Origin of the sequence: Pseudacidovorax sp. 1753 (assembly GCF_040544975.1) — a bacterium.
GTDB lineage: Bacteria > Pseudomonadota > Gammaproteobacteria > Burkholderiales > Burkholderiaceae_C > Xenophilus.
This window is the reverse complement of record NZ_JBEPKY010000017.1, coordinates 45261-67953: the sequence shown is the minus strand read 5'-3', so window position 1 is coordinate 67953 and position 22693 is coordinate 45261. Positions and strand designations below refer to the sequence as shown.

Annotated in this window: 20 protein-coding genes; 2 read left to right on the top strand and 18 right to left on the bottom strand. The window is 72.3% G+C overall.

Annotation, left to right across the window (positions count from 1 at the left end):
- Positions 1 to 42: 42 nt before the first annotated feature.
- The 17 genes from mgrA to ABIC63_RS20755 form a co-directional block, all read right to left on the bottom strand.
- Positions 43 to 1083 (bottom strand): L-glyceraldehyde 3-phosphate reductase, encoded by a 1041-nt coding sequence (gene mgrA, locus ABIC63_RS20835; protein WP_354321195.1) that lies wholly within the window; start codon positions 1081 to 1083, stop codon positions 43 to 45.
- Between the two features lie 48 nt (positions 1084 to 1131).
- Positions 1132 to 2112 (bottom strand): ABC transporter ATP-binding protein, encoded by a 981-nt coding sequence (locus ABIC63_RS20830; protein ID WP_354321194.1) that lies wholly within the window; start codon positions 2110 to 2112, stop codon positions 1132 to 1134.
- Entirely contained in the window at positions 2109 to 3110 is a 1002-nt protein-coding gene (locus ABIC63_RS20825) for an ABC transporter ATP-binding protein (RefSeq protein ID WP_354321193.1), read from the bottom strand. The genes ABIC63_RS20830 and ABIC63_RS20825 overlap by 4 nt, the downstream gene beginning before the upstream one ends.
- A 3-nt stretch (positions 3111 to 3113) precedes the next feature.
- Entirely contained in the window at positions 3114 to 4013 is a 900-nt protein-coding gene (locus tag ABIC63_RS20820; protein WP_354321192.1) for an ABC transporter permease, read from the bottom strand.
- On the bottom strand, positions 4010 to 5008 hold the full coding sequence (locus ABIC63_RS20815; RefSeq protein ID WP_294370932.1) for an ABC transporter permease: 999 nt from the start codon (positions 5006 to 5008) through the stop codon (positions 4010 to 4012). Before ABIC63_RS20815 ends, ABIC63_RS20820 begins: the two co-directional genes overlap by 4 nt.
- Positions 5005 to 6636, bottom strand: a complete 1632-nt coding sequence (locus tag ABIC63_RS20810; protein WP_354321191.1) for an ABC transporter substrate-binding protein — start codon at positions 6634 to 6636, stop codon at positions 5005 to 5007. The genes ABIC63_RS20815 and ABIC63_RS20810 overlap by 4 nt, the downstream gene beginning before the upstream one ends.
- A gap of 172 nt (positions 6637 to 6808) precedes the next feature.
- Positions 6809 to 8422, bottom strand: a complete 1614-nt coding sequence (locus ABIC63_RS20805) for an ABC transporter substrate-binding protein (RefSeq protein ID WP_354321190.1) — start codon at positions 8420 to 8422, stop codon at positions 6809 to 6811.
- A 92-nt stretch (positions 8423 to 8514) separates the two neighbouring features.
- Positions 8515 to 9771, bottom strand: coding sequence for an acyl-CoA dehydrogenase family protein (locus ABIC63_RS20800; RefSeq protein ID WP_294370927.1), 1257 nt, complete (start codon positions 9769 to 9771; stop codon positions 8515 to 8517).
- A gap of 185 nt (positions 9772 to 9956) precedes the next feature.
- Positions 9957 to 10790: an ABC transporter ATP-binding protein gene (locus ABIC63_RS20795; RefSeq protein WP_354321189.1), complete on the bottom strand. Its 834-nt coding sequence runs from the start codon at positions 10788 to 10790 to the stop codon at positions 9957 to 9959.
- Positions 10784 to 11806 (bottom strand): ABC transporter ATP-binding protein, encoded by a 1023-nt coding sequence (locus ABIC63_RS20790; protein ID WP_354321188.1) that lies wholly within the window; start codon positions 11804 to 11806, stop codon positions 10784 to 10786. The genes ABIC63_RS20795 and ABIC63_RS20790 overlap by 7 nt, the downstream gene beginning before the upstream one ends.
- The gene (locus ABIC63_RS20785) at positions 11803 to 12651 is read right to left on the bottom strand and encodes an ABC transporter permease (protein WP_354321187.1); all 849 of its coding nucleotides are present in this window, start codon (positions 12649 to 12651) and stop codon (positions 11803 to 11805) included. Before ABIC63_RS20785 ends, ABIC63_RS20790 begins: the two co-directional genes overlap by 4 nt.
- Positions 12648 to 13673, bottom strand: coding sequence for an ABC transporter permease (locus tag ABIC63_RS20780; RefSeq protein WP_354321186.1), 1026 nt, complete (start codon positions 13671 to 13673; stop codon positions 12648 to 12650). The genes ABIC63_RS20785 and ABIC63_RS20780 overlap by 4 nt, the downstream gene beginning before the upstream one ends.
- Complete coding sequence (locus tag ABIC63_RS20775; protein WP_354321185.1) at positions 13670 to 15280, bottom strand: ABC transporter substrate-binding protein; 1611 nt, start codon at positions 15278 to 15280, stop codon at positions 13670 to 13672. The genes ABIC63_RS20780 and ABIC63_RS20775 overlap by 4 nt, the downstream gene beginning before the upstream one ends.
- Before the next feature lie 12 nt (positions 15281 to 15292).
- A complete protein-coding gene (locus tag ABIC63_RS20770) occupies positions 15293 to 16510 on the bottom strand; it encodes an SfnB family sulfur acquisition oxidoreductase (RefSeq protein WP_354321184.1) in 1218 nt (405 codons plus the stop codon).
- Positions 16511 to 16513: 3 nt separating this feature from the next.
- Positions 16514 to 17866, bottom strand: coding sequence for an LLM class flavin-dependent oxidoreductase (locus tag ABIC63_RS20765; RefSeq protein WP_354321264.1), 1353 nt, complete (start codon positions 17864 to 17866; stop codon positions 16514 to 16516).
- A gap of 72 nt (positions 17867 to 17938) precedes the next feature.
- Positions 17939 to 18850 carry a TauD/TfdA dioxygenase family protein gene (locus ABIC63_RS20760; RefSeq protein ID WP_354321183.1) on the bottom strand — a complete coding sequence of 304 codons (912 nt, stop codon included), beginning with the start codon at positions 18848 to 18850 and terminating at the stop codon, positions 17939 to 17941.
- Positions 18851 to 18859: 9 nt separating this feature from the next.
- On the bottom strand, positions 18860 to 20074 hold the full coding sequence (locus ABIC63_RS20755; protein WP_354321182.1) for an acyl-CoA dehydrogenase family protein: 1215 nt from the start codon (positions 20072 to 20074) through the stop codon (positions 18860 to 18862).
- A gap of 306 nt (positions 20075 to 20380) precedes the next feature.
- Between ABIC63_RS20755 and ABIC63_RS20750 the strand changes: the two genes are divergently transcribed.
- On the top strand, positions 20381 to 20605 hold the full coding sequence (locus ABIC63_RS20750) for a TOBE domain-containing protein (RefSeq protein WP_354321181.1): 225 nt from the start codon (positions 20381 to 20383) through the stop codon (positions 20603 to 20605).
- Positions 20606 to 20726: 121 nt separating this feature from the next.
- The gene (locus ABIC63_RS20745) at positions 20727 to 22019 is read left to right on the top strand and encodes an LLM class flavin-dependent oxidoreductase (RefSeq protein ID WP_354321263.1); all 1293 of its coding nucleotides are present in this window, start codon (positions 20727 to 20729) and stop codon (positions 22017 to 22019) included.
- A gap of 12 nt (positions 22020 to 22031) precedes the next feature.
- Here the strand turns inward: ABIC63_RS20745 and ABIC63_RS20740 are convergent, their stop codons facing one another.
- Positions 22032 to 22523 (bottom strand): hypothetical protein, encoded by a 492-nt coding sequence (locus ABIC63_RS20740; protein ID WP_354321180.1) that lies wholly within the window; start codon positions 22521 to 22523, stop codon positions 22032 to 22034.
- Positions 22524 to 22693 lie beyond the last annotated feature (170 nt).

The window sequence follows — 22693 nt, the reverse complement described above, 5'->3', positions numbered from 1 at the left end:
CCTGCGGTCGCGACGGCCTCGCGGCGGCGCGCCGGCCCGCGCTCACTGCCAGTCCGTCGCCGGCCTGCGCCACAGGTCGATGCCGCCGTCCACCGCGTGACGGTCGATCTCGGCCAGCTCCTCGGGCTGGAAGTCGAGCCGCTGCAGCGCCTGCACGTTCTCGACCAGCTGCTCGGGCCGGCTGGCGCCGACGAGGGCCGAGCTCACCCGCGGATCCCGCAGCGTCCAGGCCAGCGCGAGCTGCGCCAGGCTCTGCCCGCGCTGGCGGGCGATCTCGCGCAGCGCCCGCGCCCGCGCGAGGTTGGCCTCGGAAAGGTGCTCCGGCTTGAGCGAGCCGCCGCCGGGCCGGTGGATGCGCGCATCGGCTGCCGCGCCGTCCAGGTACTTGTCCGTCAGCAGGCCCTGGGCCAGCGGCGTGAAGGCGATGACGCCCGCGCCCAGCGATTCGGTGGTCGCCAGCAGCTCGGGTTCGATCCAGCGATTGAACAGGTTGTAGGCCGGCTGGTGGATCAGCAGCGGCACCTTCCACGCCGCCAGCAGGTCCGCGATCTCGCGCGTCTTGCGGGCGGAGTACGACGAGATGCCCACGTAGAGCGCCTTGCCCTGGCGCACGGCCTGGGCGAGCGCACCCGCCGTTTCTTCCAGCGGCGTATCGGCATCGAAGCGGTGCGAATAGAAGATGTCCACATGGTCCAGCCCCAGGCGCTGCAGGCTCTGGTCGAGGCTGGCGAGCACATGCTTGCGCGAGCCGCCCCCACGGCCATAGGGCCCCGGCCACATGTCCCACCCGGCCTTGGTGGAGATGACGAGCTCGTCGCGGTGGGCCTTGAAGTCCTCACGCAGCAGCCGCCCGAAGTTGATCTCGGCGCTGCCGTAGGGCGGGCCGTAGTTGTTGGCCAGGTCGAAGTGGGTGATGCCCAGGTCGAAGGCGGTTTGCAGCAGCGCTCGCTGCAGCGTGAGCGGCGTGCTGTCGCCGAAGTTGTGCCACAGGCCCAGGGACAGGGCGGGCAGGACGAGGCCGCTGCGGCCCACCCGGCGGTAGGGGATGCGTTCGTAGCGGTCGGACTTGGCGAGGTAGGTCATGGTCGGGCGGGTCTAAGAACAAGGGCGGCACGGCGCGAGGGCTGTGCCTCAGGCCAGGTGACAGGCCACCTGGTGGCCGTCGCCGGCATCGCGCAGCAGAGGTGCCTCGGCGCGGCATTGCGCGGCGGCCAGCGGGCAGCGCGGATGGAAGCGGCAGCCCGCGGGCGGATCGATGGGGTTCGGCGGATCGCCCTGGAGCAGGGCGCGCGGCGCGCGCACGGCCTGCGGGCGCGCCACGGGCATCGCGGCCATCAGGGCGCGCGTGTAGGGATGCAGGGGCGCGCCCCACACGCGGTCGCGCGGCCCCTGTTCCACCACCTGGCCCAGGTACATCACGGCGATGCGGTCGGCCATGTGGCGCACCACGCCCAGGTCGTGCGAGATGAACAGGTAGGCCACGCCGAATTCCTCGCGCAGACCCAGCAGCAGGTTCAGCACCTGGGCCCGCACCGACACGTCGAGCGCGGAGACGGCCTCGTCGCAGACGATCATGGCCGGCCGCAGCATCAGCGCCCGCGCGATGCCGATGCGCTGGCGCTGGCCGCCGGAGAACTCGTGCGGATGGCGCTCGGCCATGTCGGGCGACAGGCCCACGCGCGCCAGCGCCCAGGCCACCTGCTCGCGCTGCTCGGCCGCGCTGCCGGCACGGCCCTGCACGATCAGCGGCTCGCGCAGCACGCGGCCGATGGTGGCGCGCGGGTTGAGCGAGGCGTACGGGTCCTGGAAGACCATCTGCAGCCGCGCGCGCAGGTCGCGCAGGGCGGCGCCGCCGGCATGGCTCAGGTCCTGGCCGTCGAAGTGCAGCTGGCCGCTGTCCAGGGGCACCAGGCGCAGGGCGACACGGGCGACCGTGGACTTGCCGCAGCCGCTTTCGCCCACCAGGCCCAGCGTCTCGCCATGGCCCACGGCCAGGTCCACGCCGTCGAGTGCGTGCACGACGCCGCCGGCCGTGGGGTAGTGCTTGACCGCGCGGCTCAGCTGCAGCAGCGGCGTTTCGGCGGTGGTCAGCGTGACTGGGAGGGCACTCATGCCGCCTGCTCCCACGGTGCGGCCTGCCCAGCCGGCAGCGGCAGGTGGCAGGCCACATGGACGCTGTGGCCCGCGTCCTGCAGCACCGGCGCCTGGGCGTGGCAGCGTGCCACGGCCCGGCTGCAGCGGGGCGCGAAGGCACAACCTGGCGGCATGTTCGCGGGCGACGGCACGGTGCCACCGATCTCGGGCAGCCGCGAGCCCGGCGGCAGGTGCTCGATGGCGAGCGAGGCCAGCAGGCCCGCGGTGTACGGGTGGGCCGGCGCCTCGAACAGCACATCCACCGGCGCCTGCTCGACCACGCGGCCGGCGTACATCACGGCGGCCCGGTCGGCCACCTCCGCCACCACGCCCAGGTCGTGGGAGATCAGCAGCAGGCCCATGCCGTGCTCGGCCTGCAGCGTGCGCAGCAGCGCCAGGATCTGCGCCTGGGTGGTCACGTCCAGCGCGGTGGTCGGCTCGTCCGCGATCAGCAGGTCGGGCTCGCAGGCCAGGGCGATGGCGATGACCACGCGCTGGCGCATGCCGCCCGACAGCTGGTGGGCGAAGTCGTGCACCCGCCGCTCGGGCGAGGGGATGCCGACCTGCGCCAGCAGCTCCACCGCCCGGGCCCAGGCCTCGCGCTCGCGCACGGGGCGGTGCAGGCGGATGGCCTCCACGATCTGCCAGCCGACGGAGCGCACGGGGTTCAGGGCCGACAGCGGCTCCTGGAAGATCATCGAGATGCGGTTGCCGCGCAGCGCGCGCATGGCGGCCTCGGGCAGCGTCGTCAGGTCCTGCCCGTCGAACAGGATGCGACCGCCGCTGATGCGGCCCTGGCCGCGCGGCAGCAGCCGCAGGACCGAATAGGCGGTGACGGACTTGCCGCTGCCGCTTTCGCCCACCAGGGCGACGGTCTCGCCGCGCTCCACGCGCAGGGAGACGCCGTCCACGGCGCGCACCGGGCCGGCGCGGGTGTCGAAGGTGGTCTGCAGTTGCTGGATGTCGAGCAGGGCCATGGCTTATCTCTTGCGCAGGTGGGGATTGAGCGCGTCGTTCAGGCCTTCGCCCAGCAGGCTGAAGCCCAGCACCGTGACGATGATGGCCAGGCCCGGCAGGCCGCAGATGTACCAGGCGTCCACCACCTGCTCGCGGCCGATGCCGATCAGCGTGCCCCAGCTCATCACGTTGGGGTCGCCCAGGCCCAGGAAGGCGAGGGCGGCCTCGGTCTGGATGGCATGGGCCACCGACAGCGTGGAGACCACCACCACCGGCGGCAGTGCGTTGGGCAGGATCTGCGTGAGGATGAGCCGGGCATGGCCCATGCCCAGCGTGCGGCCGGCCAGCACGAACTCGCGCTCGCGCAGCTGCAGGAACTCGGAGCGCACCAGCCGCGCCGTCGGCGGCCAGGAGACGATGCCGATGGCGAACACGGCCGTGGCCACCGAGGGCTTGAACAGCGAGACCAGCACCACGGCCAGCACGAAGCTGGGCACGGTCTGGAACAGCTCGATCAGCCGCAGCAGCACCGCATCCACGCCGCCGCGGAAGTAGCCGGCCAGCGCGCCGATCGCCACGCCCAGGGTGGCCGACAGCAGCGTGCTGACCAGGCCGATGAGCAGCGAGACGCCGGCACCGGCGACGAGGCCGGTGACCAGGTCGCGGCCCATGAAGTCGGTGCCCAGGGGAAAGGCGCGGTCTTCGCCGGGCCACAGCATGGGCGGGCCGCTCATCTCCCAGGGATCGCCGGGAAACCACAGCCGGCCCAGCGTGCCGGCCGCGACCACGAGCAGCAGCAGCACCAGCCCCAGCACCGACGCGCGGCTGTGCAGCACCCGCCGTGCGAAGGACGGCTGCTGCGCCGTGGCGCCGGCGCGTGGCGCCCACCGCAGGCGGCGCAGCAGCGATGCGGCGGCCGTCATGCGGGCCTCCCGCCGGCGAGCTGCACCCGCGGGTCCAGCCAGGCGTAGAGCAGGTCCACCCCCACGTTGATCAGCGTCACCAGGATCGAGCTGAGCAGCAGGATGCCCAGCAGCAGGTTGAAGTCGCGGGCCATGACGGCCTCGAAGGCGAGCCGGCCGATGCCCGGCCAGTTGAAGACCGATTCCACCAGCACCGCGCCCGACAGCAGCGAGGCCACCTGGTAGCCCACCATGGTGACCAGCGGCAGCAGCGCGTTGCGCAGCGCATGGGCCAGGTTGATGCGCCATTCGCCCGCGCCCTTGGCCCGGGCGGTGCGGATGAAGTCGGCGCCGTAGAGCTCCAGCATGGCCGTGCGCACGAGCTTGGTGTAGACCGCCAGGTAGAAGGTGGACAGCGTGAGCGCCGGCATGAGGGCATGGCGTGCCACGTCCCAGGCCAGGGCCAGCCCTTCGTGGCGCACGCCCAGGTCGACCATGCCGCCCGAAGGCAGCCAGCCCAGCCGCGCCGAGAACATGACGATGGCCATCAGCCCCAGCCAGAAGGTGGGCATGGCATAGCTCACCAGCACCAGCACCGAGATCGCGTCGTCCAGCCAGCCGTGCACGCGCAGGGCCGAGAGCACGCCCAACACCACGCCCAGCAGCAGCGCGACGGCGATGGCCGCGCCCATCAGCAGCAGCGTGGCCGGGATGCGCTCGGCGATCAGGTCGAACACCGGCAGGTTCTGGCGGAAGGACCAGCCCAGGTCTAGCGTCGCCAGGCGCACCATGTAGTGCCAGAACTGCACGGCCAGCGGCTGGTCCAGGCCGAAGCTCTGGCGCAGCTGGGCCATGTACTCGGGCGTGGCCGCGCCGGCCTCGCCGGCCATCACGTCCACCACGTCGCCGGGCGCGGCCTGCAGGATCAGGAAGTTCAGCAGCGCGATGCCCACCACCACCGGCACCGCCAGCAGCAGCCGGCGGCGCAGGAAGCGCAGGAAGGGAAGCGCCCTCATTTCTCCAGCCAGGCGTCGGCGTAGGACGCGAACAGCCCGTCGCCCTGCAGCGCCTGCTTGCGCAGGCGGGCGGTGGAGACGGTGACCCAGGTCTGCTCGATCAGCTCGATCAGCGGCACGTCCTCCTGCACGATCTGCTGCCACTGCTTGATGAGTGCCTTGCGCCTGGTCTCGTCGGGTTCGGCGGCGGCGGCTTCCATCACCTTGTCGAGCACCGGGTTGGAATAGCCCGAGCCGTTGGTCCAGGGCGCGCCCTTGACGATGTTCTTGGTCCAGTACAGCCGCTGCACGCCCAGCGTGGGGTCGGGCAGGCGGTGCAGGCTGGAGGTCATCAGGTCGTAGTCCTGGTCGGTGAAGATGCGGCGCAGGTAGGTGGCCGTGTCGCCCGAGCGCAGTTCCAGGTCCACGCCGACGCGCGCCAGCGACTGCTTGAGGAACTCGGACGAGCGCGAGCCGATGGGCCCGCCCGAGCCGTCGTAGTCCAGCGTGACCTTCAGGCGCTTTCCGTCGGCACCCTTCCTGAAGCCGGCCTCCTCCAGCAGCGCCTCGGCCCGCTTGGGGTCGTAGGGGTACTTGCGCACGTCGTCGCTGTAGTAGTTGACGACCGAGGACGGGATCGGGCCCGTCGCGGCCTTGCCGTAGCCCAGGAACACCACCTTGAGCAGCGCGTTCTTGTCGATGGCATGGGCGAAGGCCTGCCGCACCCGCTTGTCCTGGAACTGCGGCCGGCGCACGTTGAACTGCAGCAGGAAGATGGTCGAGAGGTAGCGGCCGTCGTCCAGGTTGATCGTGTACTTCTTCTTGTCGGCGAAGCGGTTGAGGTTGGTCAGCGGCACGATCGAGCCCAGGGCCACGTCGACCTCGCCGGCCTCGATGGCCACGGTGCGTGCGGCCGAATCGGGAATGAACTTGATGAGCAGGCCGTCCAGGTAGGGCTGGCGCTCGCCGCCCGGGCCGCGGCCCCAGTAATCGGGGTTGCGCTCCAGCCGCACATGGCTGCCGCGCACCCATTCCTTGAAGACGAAGGGGCCGGTGCCGATGGGCGCGTTGTTGGCGGGGTTCTTGAGCACATCCGTCCCTTCGTAGATGTGCTTCGGCAGGATCTGCGCGCCGTAGGTGTTGATGTAGTTGAGGATGTAGGGCGCCGGCGAGGACAGCCGGATCACCACGGTGAGCTTGTCCGGCGTCTCCACCTTCTCCACGTTGGCGAAGGCGGCGCGGCCGAAGGGATGCAGCTTGCGCCACACCTCTTCCAGCGTCCATGCCACGTCGGCCGAGGTGAAGGGCTTGCCGTCATGCCACTTGACGTTGGGTCGCAGGCGGAAGGTGAGCGCCAGGCCATCCGGCGCGACCTGCCAGGACTCGGCCAGCGCCGGCACCGGCTTGAGATCCAGGTCGTAGCTCACCAGGCCCTCCAGCACCTTGCTGGAGACCATGCCCACGTTCATGGTGGTGAGGTTGGCCGAAGTGAGCTGCGTGGGCTCGGGCGCCACGGCCACGTTGAGCACGCCACCGCGCACGGGCGTCTTGCCCACGGTCTGGGCATAGGCCGTCGGCGCCAGCGCGAAGTCGAGCGAGAACAAGGCGCCCAGGGCGCCGGCGGAGGTGATCAGGTCGCGTCGGTTCATGATGAGGTCGGAAGGCGGCGCGTGATGCGCCATGACGAGGAACGAATGGCCGCGGAGCAGGCCATGCCAGGGCACCCGAGGAACTGGCTTCGCCAGGCCTCTGGGTGCGCCCCCCTCCAAGCCGAAGGCGCCAGGGAGGGGGGAGCCGCGAAGCGGCATGGGGGGTGCTTCTTCAATTCAGCCATGCGTCAGCCAGGGAGGCATAGAGGCCATCGCCCTGCGGCGTCTTCTTGTGGAAGCGCGTGCTCGACACGGTGGTCCAGTCGATCTCGATCAGATCGAGGATGGGCACCTCCTCCTGCACGAAGGCCTGCCACTGGTCGATGAGCGCGCGGCGCTTGGCCGGATCGGCCTCGAACGACGCGGCTTCCATCAGGCGGTCCAGCTCCGCATTGGCGTAGCCCGAACCGTTGCTCCAGGGCACGCCCTTGGCGATGTTCTTGCTCCAGTACCAGCGCTGCACGCCCAGCGTGGGGTCCGGCAGGTTGTGCAGGCTGGTGAGGAAGAGGTCGAAGTCGGCGTCGCCGAACACGCGCTTGAGGTAGACCCCGGCGTCCGAGACGCGCAGTGTCACGTCCACGCCCACACGCGCCAGCGACTGCTTGAAGAACTCGGCCGTGCGCACGTCCTCCAGCGAGCCGGCGCCCAGGTCGAGGTTGAGCGACAGACGCGGCGCGCTGCCCTTGCGCGCAAAGCCGGCCGCATCCAGCAGCGCCTCGGCCTGCTTCGGGTCGTGGCGGTACTGCCGACCCGACTTGCTGTGGAAGGCCGGCACGGTGGAGGGGATGGGGCTGGTGGCCACGCGGCCGATGCCGCGGAAGACCACCCGCAGCAGCGCCTCGCGGTCCAGCGCATACAGCAGCGCCTGGCGCACGCGGCGGTCGGCCAGCGCCGGCCGGCGGGTGTTCACCTGGATCAGCTTGATCGACGCCAGGTAGTTGCCGTCGGTGGTGTTGATGCGCCACTTCTTCGCATCGGAGAACTGGTTCAGGTTGGACACCGGGATGTTGGAAGCCAGCGCCACCTGCACCTCGCCGCTGGCCAGCACCACGCTGCGCGCCGCCGCCTCGGGGATGAAGCGGAACACGACGCCGTCCAGGTAGGGCAGACCGGGCTTCCAGTAGTCGGGATTGCGCTCCAGCGCGATGTGGCTGCCCTTGACCCATTCCTTGAAGCGGAAGGGGCCGGTGCCGATGGGCGCGTTGTTGGCCGGGTTCTTCTGCAGGTCGGTGCCTTCGTAGATGTGGCGCGGCAGCACCTGGGCGCCGTACACGTTCATGAAGCTCAGCAGGTAGGGCGTGGGACGCGAGAAGCGCAGCACCGCCGTGTGTGCATCGGGCGTGTCGACGGCCGTCACCGAGGCATAGGCCAAGCGTCCGCCCGGGTGGAACTTCTGCCACACGTTCAGCAGCGAGAAGGCCACGTCGGCGGAGGTGAAGGGCTGGCCGTCATGCCACTTCACGCCGCGGCGCAGGTTCAGCGTGAGCGACAGGCCGTCGGGCGCGAAGGACCAGGATTCGGCCAGCTCGGGCTGCGGCTGCAGCTTGTCGTCGAACCAGACCAGCCCCTCGCTGATCTTGCCGGCCACCATGGTGGTCTGCATGGTGGTGAGGAAGGCGGCGGAGATGATCTGCGGCTCGGGCGCCAGCGAAATCGACAGCGTGCCGCCGCGCTTCGGCGTGGCGCCGGTCTGGGCTGCGGCCCAGGGCGCGGCCAGCGGCAGTGCGCCCAGCGCAAGGCCGCCCTGCAGCAGGGTGCGGCGGCGCGAGGAAAGGGGAGAGGACATGGAAGCGTAAAGAACGGATGGCGTCTGGATGAATGCCCGCGCGCCGATGGGCGGGGCGGCTGGGTGTGTGCGGCGCTGCGCGGGGGCTGTCCTCAGAACAGGCCGGTGGTCGGCGGTGCTTCGCCCTTGAGGAGCCAGGCTCCCACCGCCGCGGCCTTCCATTGGCGCGGGTTGTGGTTGGCCACCGTGCGTGCGTTGCGCCAGTGGCGGTCGAGGTTGAAGCGGCGGTCGGCGGCCGAGGCGCCGCCGACATCGAAGGCCAGTTCCGCGGCCTTGAGTGCCGCCTCCACGGCGAAGTGCTGCGCCTGGGCGATCTCTACCGAGGCGCGGTTGAGTGCCGCGTCGTCCAGCTGCGCGGCCCAGGCCGCGTCCAGCGCCTCGGCACCGCGCAGCACCACCGCCTCCGCGGCGAAGGCCTGGGCCGCGATCTGGCCCACGGCCTCGCGCACATAGGGGTCGTCCACCGAGGCCTGTGCGCTGCTGTGGCGGATGGGGCGCGCATGGTGGCGCGCGTAGTGCACCGCGTCGTCCAGGGCGTTGCGGGCGATGCCGGCCTCCACCGCTGCCAGCACCAGCTGGTAGAGCGGCGTCACGGGGTTGCGGCGGTCGCGCGCGAAGTGGCTGGCGCGCACCTCCTCGGCGGCGACCTCGGTGTCCACGAAGCGGGTGGTGCCGCTGGCCGTCAGGCGCTGGCCGCTGCTGTCGAAGTCGTCGATCAGCTCGACGCCCGCGCGCTCGCGGGGCACGATGAAGGCGGTCTCCTTGCCGTTCTCGTCCAGGGCGAGCGAGGTGATCCAGTCGGCGAACAGGGCGCCGGTGCTGTAGTACTTGGTGCCGTTGACGCGGAAGTGGTCGCCCTCGGGCAGGATGCGCGCGGCTGTGGCGCCGTGCGCGCCGCCGCGCTCCAGCCCGCCGTTGCCCAGGATGTGACCGGCCAGCAGCCGGTCGAACCAGCGCTTGCGGGCGGCCTCGTCCTGGCCGGAAAGAAGGCTCTCGATGAAGCCGAAGTTGGGCCGCAGCGCCTGCGCGATGTTGGAGTCCACCGCCGCCAGGTCGATCAGGAAGCGGGTGAGGTCGCGCACCGATCCACCGGGACCGCCGTAGGCCGCGGGAATGCGGAAGGTCAGCAGCCCAGCCTCGGCGATGCGGCGCACCAGCGCAAAGGGCAGTTCGCGCCGCAGCTCGCGCTGGGCCGCGCCTTCGGCGATGTCGGGAAGCAGGGCCTGCGCGCGGGCGAAGAGCTCGGCCACGTCGCGTGCGGGCGGCTGGGCGCGGCCCAGCGGGGCGGGGTGGGGGCTGGGGACCGGGGCGGTGCGTGGAGGGGGCGAGAGAGTCGCGGCAGTGCTCATGGGCGTGGATCGGAAGAGGGCGCGGGTGCAGGTCCGCCGGGGTCGGCGCGGACATCGCCCAGCGCAGGCAGCCGGCGACTATGGCGCGCGCGGCTGCGGCGGGGAACGAAGTTGTGCGTCCATCGATAGCCGGGCGCTGCATAAGGCCGGCAAGGACGAGCCGGGCACCGGCGTGCCTGCGTCGTTCAGGGGACGGCCGATACGCGGTGCGCGGGCGCGTGCTCCGGCAGTAGCGGCAGCTTCGGCAGCGCCGCCGCCAGGGCCGCGGTGTAGGGATGGGCGGGCCGCGCCAGCACCTGCTCGGTGGGGCCCTGCTCCACGATGTGGGCCTCGTGCATCACCAGCACCCGCTCGCACAGCAGGCGCACCACCTGCAAGTCGTGCGAGATGAAGAGGTAGGCCATGCCGCTGTCGCGGCGCAGCTGCTCGAGCAGCTGCAGCACGCCGACCTGCACCGAGACATCGAGAGCGCTGGTGGGCTCGTCCAGGATCAGCAGTGCGGGCGCTGGTGCGATGGCCCGGGCGATGCCCACGCGTGCGGCCTGGCCGCCGGAGAGTTCGTGCGGCCGGCGGTCCAGCAGGGTCGAGGCGATCTGGCTGCGGTCGGCGGCATCGCGCACCGCCGCGGCCAGCGCCGCGCCGCGCAGGCCGCGCAGCCGGCGCAGCGGGTCGGCGATGGCTTCGCGCGCGGTGGCGCGGGGGTCCAGGCTGTCCAGCGGGTCCTGAAAGACCATCTGGATCTCGCCGCGCCAGGGCGCGCGTGCGGCCGACCGCGCCGGCACGGCGGCGATGTCGGTGCCGCGCAGCAGGATGCGGCCGGCGTCGGCATCGGCGAGCCGGGCCACCAGCGCGGCCGTGGTCGACTTGCCCGAACCGGATTCGCCGACAAGGCCCAGTGCCTCGCCGGCGCGCAGGCTGAAGTCCAGCGCGTCCACGGCCACGCGGGCCGCCCGACCCGGCACGTCGAAGCGCTTGGTCAGGCCTTGGACCTGCAGCAGCGGCGGCTTCTCGCTCAGCATGGGTTCCAGCAGGCCACGCGGTGCCCGTCCTCGCGGGCCGCGAGCGGCGGCCGTGCATCGCAGCGCTGTGCCAGGCGCCGCTCGCAGCGTTCGGCGAAGCGGCAGGCGGGCAGGTCGGCGCGGTCCAGGTCCGGCACGCGGCCGGGCACCGCCTGCAGCCCGGCCAGGGTCACGCCAGGCCGCGGGGTGGCGGCGATGAGGTGCCGGGTGTAGGGATGGGCGGGCGCCGCCAGAAGCCGCAGCACCGGCGCGTCCTCCAGCAACTGGCCCGCATGCAGGAGGGCGATGCGGTCGCAGCGCGAGGTCGCCAGGGCCAGGTCGTGCGTGATGAGCAGCAGCGCCATGCCGCGTTCGCGCACGAGGCGGGCGAGCAGGTCCATGACGCCGGCCTGCGTACGCACGTCCAGTCCCGTGGTGGGCTCGTCGGCCACCAGCAGCCGCGGTTCGCCGCCGAGCGCCAATGCGATCATCACCCGCTGGCACAGGCCGCCCGAGAGTTCACCCGGCAGGGCGCGCCAGCGCTGCTCGGCATCGGCGATGCCCACCTGCGCCAGCAGGGCCAGGGCATCGCGCCGCGCCTGCGCGGCGGGGCGGGCACGACGGGCCTGCAGCGCATGCTCCAGCTGGCGGCCCACCGGCAGCAGCGGGTGCAGGGCGCGGCGCGGGTTCTGGAAGATCATGGACAGGCTGCTGCCGCGCAGGGCCTGCCACTGCGCGGCCGGCGCGCCGCGCAGTTCCCGCCCGTCCAGGCGCAGGCTGCCGGCGTCGATGTGGGCCGTCGGCGGCAGCAGGCCGAGCAGCGCCAGCGCGGCCACCGACTTGCCCGAGCCGGACTCGCCCACCAGCGCCACCGTTTCGCCCGCCTGCAGCTGCAGGCTCAGGCCGTCGAGCACCTTCACCGGCGGCGCGCCGCGGCGCCGGAACTCCACGTTGAGGCCGTCGACGTCCAGCAGCGGCGCGGTAGTCGCACCCGCTGACCCAGCCGCCGTGGGCAAGGGAGAGGCCGAACTGCTCATGCCCGACGACGTGGATCGAGCCGGTCGCGCAGGGCGTCGCCGGCCAGGGTGAAGGCATACACGGCGCCGAACAGCGCCAGCCCGGGAAACAGCGCCACCCACCATTGCCCGCCCAGGATGTGCTGCGCCCCTTCGTTGACCAGCACGCCCCATTCGGCCGTGGGCGGCCGCACCCCCAGGCCCAGGAAGGACAGGCCGGCACCATTGAGCATGGCCCAGCCCAGGTTGAGGGAGGCCTGCACCGCCAGCACCGGCAGCGCGTTGGGCAGCAGCACGCGCAGCAGCAGCGCGGTCGGTCCGGCGCCGGCCAGTTGCGCCGCCTGCACATAGGGGGCGTGCCGTTTGATGGCCACCTCGCCGCGGGCGAGCCGGATGTAGAAGGGCAGGTTGATGAGCGCCGTGGCCCACACCACGCTGCCCACCGAATTGCCGAGCACGGCCACCAGCGCCATCGCGACCACGAAGAGCGGGAAGGCCATGAGCACGTCGACCACACGGCCCACCCAGCGGTCCAGCGCGCCGCCCGCGTAGCCGCAGGCCGCGCCGAGCAGCGACCCCGCCGTGGCCGAGAGCGCCACGGCCGCAGCGGCGATGCCCAGGTCCAGCCGCGCGGCCACGACCACCCGGCTGAAGACGTCGCGGCCCAGCGCGTCGGTGCCGAACCAGTGCGACGCCGAGGGCGGCGCCAGGGCCTGGGCCACGTCGGTGGCCAGGGGGTCGTGGGGCAGCAGCGCCGGCCCCAGCGCCGCCACGGCCAGCAGCAGGATCAACGGCAGCAGCGGCGCAGGTGGCAGACGAAGGCGCAGACGGATGCCCGGCCCGATGCTGCCGGTGCGGGTGTTCATGCCAGCCCCCGTGCGCGCGGGTCGACGGCCAGGGCCAGCAGATCGACCGCCAGGTTCACCGCGGTGAACAGCAGCGCGACCAGCAGCACGAAGCCCTGCAGCGGTGCGCGGTCGGCGGCCATGAGGGCGTCCAGGGCGTAGCTGCCGATGCCGGGCCAGGCGAAGAGCTTCTCCACCACCACGTTGGCACCCAGCATGTACGAGAACACCATGCCCAGCGTGGTGAGCACCGGCAGCAGCGCACCGCGCAGCGCATAGTCCAGCACCACCTGCCGCGCGGGCAGGCCCAGCGCCCGGGCGCTGCGCACATAGTCGCTGGCCAGGGCCGTGAGCATGGCCGAGCGCGTGATGCGGGCCAGCGGGGCCAGCGAGAACAGCGCCATCGACACGCCCGGCAGCAGCAGATGCCCCAGGGCCGAGCGCCAGGCCGCCGCGTCGCCCGCCAAAGCCGCGTCGACCAGCAGCAGCCCGCTGCGCAGCGGCGGCAGCTCCAGGGCGGGGTCGATGCGGCCGATGGGCTCGGCTGCCCATCCCGCCAGCACGTAGAACAGCTGGATCAGCAGCAGGCCGACGACGAAGGTGGGGGCGCATCCGCCGGCCGTGGTGACCCAGCGGCACAGCCGGTCGGGCCAGCCCTGCGGCCGCAGCGCCGCGGCCACGCCCAGGGGCAGGCCGAAGACGACGGTGATGGCGAAGGCGAAGCCCGTCAGCTCCAGCGTGGCAGGCAGGCGCGCCAGCAGGTCCGACAGCACCGGCTGCCCCGTCAGCAGCGACTGGCCCCAGTCGCCCCGCGCCAGGTCCGCCAGGTAGTGCAGCAGCTGCTCGGGCAGCGGCCGGTCCAGGCCCAGCTGGGTGCGCAGCGCCGCCAGATCCTGCGGTGTCGCCTGTCCGGAGGCCAGCACCGCGGCCGGGTCGCCGGGCAGCCAGCGCATCAGCAGGAAGGTGAAGACCGCCGCCGCCAGCAGCACCGGCGGCGCGGCGGCCAGCCGCCGCAGCAGCAGCGCACCCCGGCGTCCGCTCATGCGGCCGTGCGCGCCAGGGGGCGGAAGTCCACCTGGCCGTGGATGTAGTAGGTGAAGCCGGCCACGTCCGGCTGCAGGGCGATGTCGAAGGAAGGCAGCCACAGCGGCACCAGCGGCACGTCGCGGAAGGCGATGGCGATGGCGCGGCGGATCGCGGTGTCGTAGCGGGCCTTGTCGCTTTCCCAGCGGGCGGCCTCGACCAGGGCATTCAGCTCGGGGTTGTCGTAGGCGCCGAAGTTCCAGCGCCAGTCGCCCTGGAAGAAGATGCGGAAGAAGTAGTCGGGGTCGTTGAACCAGGCGCTGGAGCTGTCGATGTAGAAGGGCAGCCGCCGCTCGGTCTGCAGCGTGCCCCACTGGGCGCCGGCCACCTTGTCGATGGTCACGCGAACGCCGATGCGCGCCAGCGACTCCTGGATCAGCAGCGCCGCCGGCTCGCCGATGGTGGCGTCGCCCACGTTGAAGCTGAAGCGGGTCTCGAAGCCCTCGGGATGTCCGGCCTGGGCCAGCAGCTCGCGCGCCTTCTGCAGCTGCGTCTCGTAGGGATAGGGCTGCGGGAAGGTGCTGCGCGACGGCGTCGCCGAGGCCGCACCGAACAGCGGCTGGCCATGGCCCAGGCTCGCGCCCCGGAACAGGCTGGTGTAGGGCAGGGCATAGGCGATGGCCTGGCGCACCCGCACGTCGTCGAAGGGTTTGGTGCGCGTGTTGAAGGCCACGAAGCGGAAGGCGTTGGTCACCGGCACGGAATGCACCTGCAGCGTCTTGCGCTCGGCCAGCGCATCGATCTCGCGCGGGGGCAGCTGCAGGGCCACGTCGGCATCGCCCCGCTGCAGCGCCGCGGCGCGGGTGGCGGGCGAGGGCACGGTCTGGAACACCGCACGTCGCAGCGCGGGCAGCGGGCCGCTCTTCCAGGCATCGAAGCGGGTGTAGACCACCTGCTGGCCCGGCGTCCACGATTCGATCTGGTAGGCCCCGCCGCCGGCCGCGTTGTTGCGCACCCATTGCGCGCCCCAGGGGTCCTGCTCGGTGGCGTGGCGCCTGACCAGCTCGGCATCGAGGATCGAGGCGAAGGTGAGGGCCAGGTTGGGCAGGGTGTAGCGGTCGGCGCGCGGCAGCGTGATGCGCAGCGTGTGCGGATCCACCACCACGAACTGCGCGGGGTTGGTGAGCGAGCCGGTGGCCAGCTGCCGCTTCGAGGCCGGCAGCGACACGGCCCGGTCGAGCGACCACTTGACGTCGGCCGCCGTCACCGGCCGGCCTTCGTGGAAGGTCGCGTCGCGGCGCAGGTGGAAGGTCAGCACGCGGCCGCCCTCGGTGGATTCGAAGCGCTCGGCCAGCTCGCCCCGGAAGCGCGAATAGTCGTAGCGGAAGATGCCGCCCGGCAGCGGCTGGCGCTCGAAGGCGATCAGGCGGTCGTAGACATTGGTGAACACGCCCAGCGACTCGCGGCTCACGCCCTCGCCATGCGGATCGCGCGAGTTGGGCGCGCCTTCGGCCAGCACGCGCAGGGCGTCCTTGCGCGCCTGCGCGCCAGCGGTGGGCAGCATGCCGGGCAGGCCGCCCAGCAGTCCGGCAGCAGCACCGGCCTGGAAGAGATGTCGTCGTTGCATGGTGCGGTGTCCTTAGAGGGAGGCATGGCGTCGCGGCGCGGCGCCGTTGAGCCAGTGGTCGCCGATGGCATGGAACTTCCAGCGCACGGGGTCGTGCACGGTGTGCGTGCGGGCGTTGCGCCAGTGGCGGTCGAGGTTGTGGCGGTTCAGCGTGGACTGCGTGCCGGCCAGCTCGATCAGGCTGCTGGCCGCGTCCAGGCTCAGCTGCGTGGTCAGCACCTTGGCCTCCGCATTGGCGATGGAGGCCGCCGTCACCGCCTCGGGGCCCGGCCGGTCGCGCGCCGCGTCCAGAAAGCCGGCGGCGCGCGTCTGCAGCGCCTCGGCGGCATGCAGGCGGATCACCAGTTCGCCCACGCGGGCCAGTGTGAGCGGGTCGCGCGCGGCATGGTCCACGCCGCTGTCGGCCCAGGGCCGGGTTCGTTCGCGCAACCAGTGCCGCAGCTCGGCCAGCGCGGCGCGGGCGATGCCCAGGTCGATGGCCGAGTGCAGCAACTGGGCGAAGGCGCCGTGGATGGTGGGCGGCTCGAACAGGCGGTGCCGGGGCAGCACCTGCAGCGTTGTCACCTCGACGTCCTCGGCCACCACGGTGCCGCTGGCGGTGGTGCGCTGGCCGAAGCCCTCCCAGTCGTCCACCACGGCCAGTCCGGGCGCATCGCGTTCCACGTAGACCAGCACCGCCCGGCCGCCGTCGTCGACGGCGGCCACGGGCACCCAGTGGGCGAACAGCGCGCCCGTCGCATAGGCCTTGCGCCCGTTCAGGCGCAACCCGCGTGGCGTGCGCGACAGGCGGGTGGTCACCGTCTTGGCGTTGGGCGTGCCCAGCTCGGACACGGCATTGCCGAAGCGCCGGCCGGCCAGCACCTCGGCATAGAAGAAGCGCTGCTGCTCGGGCGAGCCGATGAGCCGCAGCGCATCCACCAGGCAGTGGTGGTTCTGCGGGATCTGGGCGAGCGAGGGGTCGGCTTCGGCGACCAGGGCCGTCGCCTCCGACAGCGTGGCGTGCGAGACGCCCGGCCCGCCGAATTCGCGCGGCACGGTCAGGCCCCACAGGCCGCTGCGCGAATAGCGCTCGACCTCCTGCACGGGCAGGCGGCGCTCGCGGTCGCGCGCGGCGGCGCCGGCCGCGAACTCGGTGGCCAGGGCACGGGCCACCTCCAGGGCATGCGCGTCGTCGCGGATGCGGTCGGCGGAGGTGGTGGTGGACGAAAGGTCGGTCGGTACGGCGCTCATCGGTCAGGCCTGGGTCGTGGGTGGGGCGGTGCGGCGCCACGCGGCGCCGGGGTGGCCGGCAGGAAGATGGTCCAGGCCGTCGCCGCGCAGCCGCGCGCGCAGCGTGCCCGGGGCATGGGCGGTCTTGAAGCGCCCGCGGGCCTGCAGCTCGGGCACCACCCAGCGGGCGAAGTCCTCGAAGCACTCGGGCGTCACGGTGCGTGCGAGGTTGAAGCCGTCGACGCCGGTGGCGTCTGCAAAGTCGATCAGCGCCTGCGCCACCTGCGCACCACTGCCCACGGTGGGCGTGAAATTGCCGCCCAGGCGCATGCCCTGCAGCAGTCCGCGCACGGTGGGCGTGCCGCCGCGTGCCAGCCCTTCCTGGATCGAGCGGATGCCGTTGCCGGCCGTGCCTTCGGTGGCGATGGGCTCGTCCGGGCCGTAGCGGGCGAAGTCGATGCCGGTGGCGCTGGCCAGCTGCACCAGGGCCGCCTCGGGCTGGGCATGGCGGGCGTATTCCTCCAGGCGGGCATGCGCCTCGCGCTCGGTGGCCGCCACCACGACCTGCGCCGTGGTGAGGATGCGCACCCGGGCCTCGGCCCGGCCTGCGGCCGACAGCCGTTCGCGCAGCCGGCGCACCAGCGCGGCGGTGGCCTGCAGGCCGAGGTTGGGGATGAAGATGGCCTCGGCATGCCGGGCCGCGAAGTCCATGCCGCGGGCCGAGGCGCCGGCCTGGAACAGCACCGGCGTGCGCTGCGGCGAAGGCGCGCTCAGGTGCAGCGCATCGACGCGGTAGTAGGGCCCGTCATGGCGGATGCGGTGTACCCGTGCGGGATCGGCATAGACACCGTGCGCGGCGTCGGCGAGTACGGCGCCATCATCCCAGCCGGCCTCCCACAGCTGATAGACGGCCGCCATGAAGTCCTCGGCGCGGTCGTAGCGCTCGTCGTGGCCGGTCTGCGCCGCGGCGCCCGTGGCGCGTGCCGCGCTGTCCAGGAAGCCGGTGACGATGTTCCAGCCCAGCCGGCCGCCGCACAGGTGGTCCAGCGTCGACATGCGCCGCGCGAACAGGTGGGGCTGCTCCTCGCTCAGGTTGACGGTGAGGCCGAAGCCCAGGTGCCGCGTGACGGCGGCCATGGCCGGCAGCAGCACCGCCGGATCGCCCACCGGCACCTGGACCGCATGCCGAACGGCCGCGTCGGCGCTGCCGCCGAACACGTCGTACACGCCGGTCACGTCGGCCAGGAACAGGCCGTCGAACAGGCATTCCTCCAGCGTGCGCGCCAGCTGCTGCCAGTAGTGGACGTCGTTGTGCCGGCGGGCCTGGTCGCGCGGATGGCGCCACAGCCCATGGGCCAGGTGGCCCACGGCATTCATCTCGAAGGCGTTGATCTGCAGGTGCTGCGACAGAGGCTCATGCGGCGGCAGGGCGGAATCGCTCACGGTGTCTCAGAAGGGGCGGCTGCCCGAGAGGCTGATGCGCCGCAGGCGGCGGCGCTGCGCCGCATCGAAGCCGGTGCGGCTGTGCAGGGTGGCCTGGTTGTCCCAGTACACGATGTCGCCGGGCTGCCAGCGATGGGTGTAGGCGAAGCGCGGCTGCAGGATGTGCGCGCGCAGCCGCTCCACCAGCGCCTGGCCCTCGGTCGGGCCCCAGCCGACCACCTCCACCTCGGTGCTCTCGCCCAGGAAGATCAGCCGCCGGCCGGTGTCGGGATGGGTGCGCACCAGCGGGTGCGCTTCCCACGGCGTCAGCGGCTCGATGTCGGGCGTGCGGTAGCGCGGGATGCGTGCCGTGCCGGGCAGCGGATGCAGGCGGCGCAGGAAGGGGTTGTAGGTGATCAGCTGCAGGCCGTCGATCTCGTGCCGTGTGGCGTCGTCGAGGGCCTCGTAGGCGGCCACCAGGTCGATCCAGGTGGTGTCGCCGCCCACGGAGGGCACCTCCAGCGCGTGCAGCATCGACCCCGAGGAGGGTTGCGGCGTCCAGTGGTGATCGGCGTGGGCGCTCAGCTCGGCATGGCCCAGCACGCCGCCTTCGTCGGCATTGGAGACCCACACGATGTCGGGCGGGATGCCCTGCGCGTCCGAGCCCAGCACCGGTGCATTGCGCGGCGGGGCGAACACGGTGCCGAAATGGCTCGCGAAGCGCAGGTATTGCGCGTCGTCCGGCCACTGGCCGGGCAGCAGCAGGATGCGGTGCTCGCGCAGGGCAGCCTTGAGCGCGAACACCTGCTCGCCGCGCAAGGGCTGGCGCACGTCCAGGCCCTCGACGCGCGCGCCCAGCGGCGCATCCAGGGGCGTGATCCGCCAGGTGCTGGCAGCGGCGGTTCGGGCGGGTGAGGGGGCGATGGCAAGGTTGGTCATGGCGCGTGTTCAGGCCGTGGTGCCGACGGCCCAGTAGAAGGTGGGCCGGCTGGCGTTGAGGGTGTGGTCGCCCAGCACGCGGGCCTTGTAGATCACCGGGTTGTGCGAGGCGAGCGTGCGCGCATTGCGCCAGTGGCGGTCCAGGCGGCGGTCTTCCTGCAGCGCGGTGGCACCGCCTACGTCGAAGAGCCGCGTGGCGGCCTGCAGCACGGCATCGGTCGTCACCACCTGCGCCTTGGTGGCGCGCAGCTCGACGTCGAGCAGCGCGGCTTCGGGCACAGGCTGGCCGGCCTGGCGCAGCCGGTCGATGTCGCCCAGCGCGCGGGCCACGTCCTGCACGGCCAGCCGCGCGAGGTAGGCCGTGGCTTCGAGCTGGCCGATCACCTGCTGCACCAGCGGGTCTTCGCGCGGCGCGGTGCCGCTGCCATGGCTGAAGACGCGCTTGCGGCCCTGCACGAAGGCGGCCGCGTCGCGCACGATGGCGCGGGCGATGCCGGCCAGCGTGGCCACGTGGAAGAGCTGGAACACGGCGGGCAGCGAGGTGGCCTCGCGCGCCGGGAATTCGAGGATGTGGTCCTCGGGCACCTCGACGCGGTGCAGCCGCGTGGTGCCCGAGGCCGTCAGCCGCTGGCCGAAGCCGCGCCAGTCGTCCAGGCGTTCCACGCCTGCCGCGTCGGTGCGCACCACGGCCAGCGTGCGGTATGCGCCGGGCTCGTTGCCCTCGCGTTGCGCCGTCACGCTGACCCAGTCGGCGTAGAGCGTGCCGGTGCTGTAGAACTTCTCGCCTTCGAGCAGCCAGCGTCCGTCCTCGCGGAACAGCCGGGTCTGCAGCCGGCCCAGCGTGCCGTCGCCCGCTTCGGTGGTGGCATTGCCGAAGAGGGCGCCGTCGGCCACGCGTCGCAGCCAGGGCACGCGCCGCTCGACATCGATCTCGGCCTGCAGCCGCTCGACGAAGCCGAAATGCGCGCGCAGGGCCTGCGGCAGGTTCGAGTCGGCCTCGGCCAGTTCGATCAGCAGGTCGAACAGCTGCTCCGGCGTGGCGCCCAGGCCACCGTGGGCGCGCGGCACGCGCAGCGCGCCGAAGCCGGCCTGCCTGAGCAGGTCGATGGCATCGTGCGCCAGCCTGCGCTCGTGTTCGCGCTGCGGCGCGGCCTCGGCGATCTGCTGGAAGAGGGGGCGAAAGCGCTGCGCCAGGGCGCCGGCGTCGGAAGGGGCGGAGGGCATGGGGAGACAGTAGGGCCGGTGCCTGGCGCAGGCCCCGCGCTTGGGCGTTGGCGTGTGCCGCGCATCCGTGCGATGCGGAAAGCGTCGAAGCCTAGGTGGAGCAGCCGGTGACGCCAACGACGTTTTTCGCGCTTGCTTGCTGCCGGTGCGCATAAGGCCGGCCCTCGTCCCCAGGTGGCCTGGCTTCTGTGCGCAGCGAGTAAGCATCTGCCAAAGCCTTTGTTCGCAGGCCAGGGCGCGGCCTTGACCATTCGCGACCGTGCAGCTGCTGCAGCGGCATTTCCGAGTCCCGACAAAGGAGCTTCCATGTCCATCGAAACCAAGGCCGTGAACGTGCGCAACCAGTTCCGCGGCACCGTCCGTGCCATCAAGCGCGGCGACGTGCTCAGCGAGGTCGACGTCGAGACCTCGTGGGGCACGGTCACATCGACCATCACCACGCGCTCCCTCGACCATCTGCAGCTGCGCACGGGCGCCAGCGTGGTGGCGCTGGTGAAGTCGACCGAGGTGTCGGTCGCGCTGCTCGGCTGACGTTGCCCCGCATGCCCATGCGCAGGCATGGGTTGCCGGGCCTGCGCATCATGGCGCCTCCATCCGCCCCGCAGGTCCACCCGTGAGCACTCCCAGACGCCAACTCCACCTGGGCGCATTCATGCGCCCCGTCAGCATCCACACCGGGGCCTGGCGCTATCCCGGCGCCTGGCGCGATGCCAACTTCAACTTCGAGCGCCTGCGCGAGCTCGCGCAGCGGCTGGAGGCGGCCTGCTTCGACGCCTTCTTCATGGCCGACCATCTCGCCGTGCTCAACATGCCGGTCGAGGCGCTGCAGCGCAGCCACACGGTCAGCTCTTTCGAGCCCTTCACCCTGCTGTCGGCGCTGTCGCAGCACACCACGCACCTGGGGCTGGTCGCCACGGCCTCGACGACCTTCGACGAGCCCTTCCACATCGCGCGCCGCTTCGCATCGCTGGACCACCTGAGCGGCGGGCGCGCCGGCTGGAACATCGTCACCACCTCCAATCCCGACGCGGCGCTGAACTTCGGCCGCGAGGAGCACATGGCGCACGACGAGCGCTATGACCGCGCGCGCGAGTTCTACGACGTGGTCACCGGCCTGTGGGACAGCTGGGCCGACGATGCCTTCGTGCGCGACGCCGACAGCGGCCGCTTCTTCGATCCGGCGCGGCTGCATGTGCTGGGCCACAAGGGCCGCTACCTGTCCGTGCGGGGGCCGCTGCACATCGCGCGGCCCGTTCAGGGCTGGCCGGTGATCGTGCAGGCCGGCGCCTCCGAGCCCGGGCGCCAGCTGGCGGCCGAGACGGCCGAGGTGGTCTTTGCGGCGCCGGGCACCTTCGAGAACGCGCAGCGCTTCTATGCCGACGTCAAGGGCCGGATGCCGGCCGCGGGGCGCGAGCCGCAGCACCTCAAGATCCTGCCCGGCGCCTTCGTGGTGGTGGGCGAGACGCAGGCGCAGGCGCGCGAGATCCGCGCGCGGCTGGATTCGCTGGTGCACGAGCAGAGCGCGCTGGCCTCGCTGTCCATCGCCCTGGGGCACGATGTGTCCGGCTTCGACCTCGACGGGCCGCTGCCCGAGATACCGCCGACCAACGCGAGCCAGACCAGCCGCGAGCGGGCCATCGAGCTGGCCCGGCGCGAGCAGCTCACCGTGCGCCAGCTGGCCCAGCGGCTGGGCGGCTATGCGGGCCTGGCCTTCGTCGGCACCGCCGCGTCGATTGCCGACGAGATGCAGGCCTGGCTCGAAGGCGAGGCCTGCGACGGCTTCAACATCATGTTCCCGTGGCTGCCCGGCGGGCTGGTGGACTTCGTGGAGCAGGTGGTGCCCGAGCTGCAGCGGCGCGGCCTGTTCCGCACCCGCTACGAAGGCCGCACGCTGCGCGAGCATCTGGGGCTGCCGCGTCCGGCAAACCGCTTCTTTCCCGCGTGAGATCGAGGTGCCTCAGGGCAGCCCGCCCTGCGCCAGGGTGCGGCGCGGCTGGGCCAGGGTGGCGAAGTCCACGTTCGACGGCCACGCGAAGCGAAGGCGGCCCGGCACTCCGAGCATGACGGTCAAGGTCTGGGTGGTGGCCAGAGGGCCGATGCGCGCCTCCACCTCGTACGTGCCGGGCGGCAGGCGAGCCAGCAGCAGCGGGCCTTCCGCGCGGGCCGACAGCACCTGTCCGCCGCGGTAGCGATCCACGATCCGCACCTCCACCGGCAGGGCGTCCGTCGGCGTCAGGGCGGCCGGGGCCACGAATTCCAGCGTGGCGCCCCACTGCGGCGCCACGCGCTCAAGGAAAGCGCGCTGGCGGCCGTCCTGTCCGCCGGCCATGTATTCCATGCCACCGTCGTCCCTGCGGATGGGGGGCTGAAGGTCGGCCAGGGTGGCAGCGCCGCTGGGGGGCAATGCCAGGCACAGGACGAGGGCAGGGAACAGGCGGGCGGCGGTCATGGGAAAGGGAAGCGGCCGCATGTGCTGATGGCCGTCGAATGCGGAAGCCGCCGATGCTGCGCCGGCTCCATGGCCGTCGGCAAAGAAGATATCCGCAGGTCGATAGACGCTGCCGGCCGCGCAGGCCACGGCGGCTGGGCACACCTCGTCTGCTTCTGCCCGGCGCGAGG

Coding starts and splice junctions, on each gene's coding strand:
- ABIC63_RS20775 (WP_354321185.1), bottom strand. CDS start 15,280: ATGCAACGACGACATCTCTTCCAGGCCGGTGCTGCTGCCGGACTGCTG.
- ABIC63_RS20750 (WP_354321181.1), top strand. CDS start 20,381: ATGTCCATCGAAACCAAGGCCGTGAACGTGCGCAACCAGTTCCGCGGC.
- ABIC63_RS20745 (WP_354321263.1), top strand. CDS start 20,727: ATGCGCCCCGTCAGCATCCACACCGGGGCCTGGCGCTATCCCGGCGCC.
- ABIC63_RS20770 (WP_354321184.1), bottom strand. CDS start 16,510: ATGAGCGCCGTACCGACCGACCTTTCGTCCACCACCACCTCCGCCGAC.
- ABIC63_RS20830 (WP_354321194.1), bottom strand. CDS start 2,112: ATGAGTGCCCTCCCAGTCACGCTGACCACCGCCGAAACGCCGCTGCTG.
- ABIC63_RS20760 (WP_354321183.1), bottom strand. CDS start 18,850: ATGACCAACCTTGCCATCGCCCCCTCACCCGCCCGAACCGCCGCTGCC.
- ABIC63_RS20765 (WP_354321264.1), bottom strand. CDS start 17,866: ATGAATGCCGTGGGCCACCTGGCCCATGGGCTGTGGCGCCATCCGCGC.
- mgrA (WP_354321195.1), bottom strand. CDS start 1,083: ATGACCTACCTCGCCAAGTCCGACCGCTACGAACGCATCCCCTACCGC.
- ABIC63_RS20825 (WP_354321193.1), bottom strand. CDS start 3,110: ATGGCCCTGCTCGACATCCAGCAACTGCAGACCACCTTCGACACCCGC.
- ABIC63_RS20755 (WP_354321182.1), bottom strand. CDS start 20,074: ATGCCCTCCGCCCCTTCCGACGCCGGCGCCCTGGCGCAGCGCTTTCGC.
- ABIC63_RS20795 (WP_354321189.1), bottom strand. CDS start 10,790: ATGCTGAGCGAGAAGCCGCCGCTGCTGCAGGTCCAAGGCCTGACCAAG.
- ABIC63_RS20800 (WP_294370927.1), bottom strand. CDS start 9,771: ATGAGCACTGCCGCGACTCTCTCGCCCCCTCCACGCACCGCCCCGGTC.
- ABIC63_RS20815 (WP_294370932.1), bottom strand. CDS start 5,008: ATGAGGGCGCTTCCCTTCCTGCGCTTCCTGCGCCGCCGGCTGCTGCTG.
- ABIC63_RS20790 (WP_354321188.1), bottom strand. CDS start 11,806: ATGAGCAGTTCGGCCTCTCCCTTGCCCACGGCGGCTGGGTCAGCGGGT.
- ABIC63_RS20810 (WP_354321191.1), bottom strand. CDS start 6,636: ATGAACCGACGCGACCTGATCACCTCCGCCGGCGCCCTGGGCGCCTTG.
- ABIC63_RS20785 (WP_354321187.1), bottom strand. CDS start 12,651: ATGAACACCCGCACCGGCAGCATCGGGCCGGGCATCCGTCTGCGCCTT.
- ABIC63_RS20820 (WP_354321192.1), bottom strand. CDS start 4,013: ATGACGGCCGCCGCATCGCTGCTGCGCCGCCTGCGGTGGGCGCCACGC.
- ABIC63_RS20740 (WP_354321180.1), bottom strand. CDS start 22,523: ATGACCGCCGCCCGCCTGTTCCCTGCCCTCGTCCTGTGCCTGGCATTG.
- ABIC63_RS20780 (WP_354321186.1), bottom strand. CDS start 13,673: ATGAGCGGACGCCGGGGTGCGCTGCTGCTGCGGCGGCTGGCCGCCGCG.
- ABIC63_RS20805 (WP_354321190.1), bottom strand. CDS start 8,422: ATGTCCTCTCCCCTTTCCTCGCGCCGCCGCACCCTGCTGCAGGGCGGC.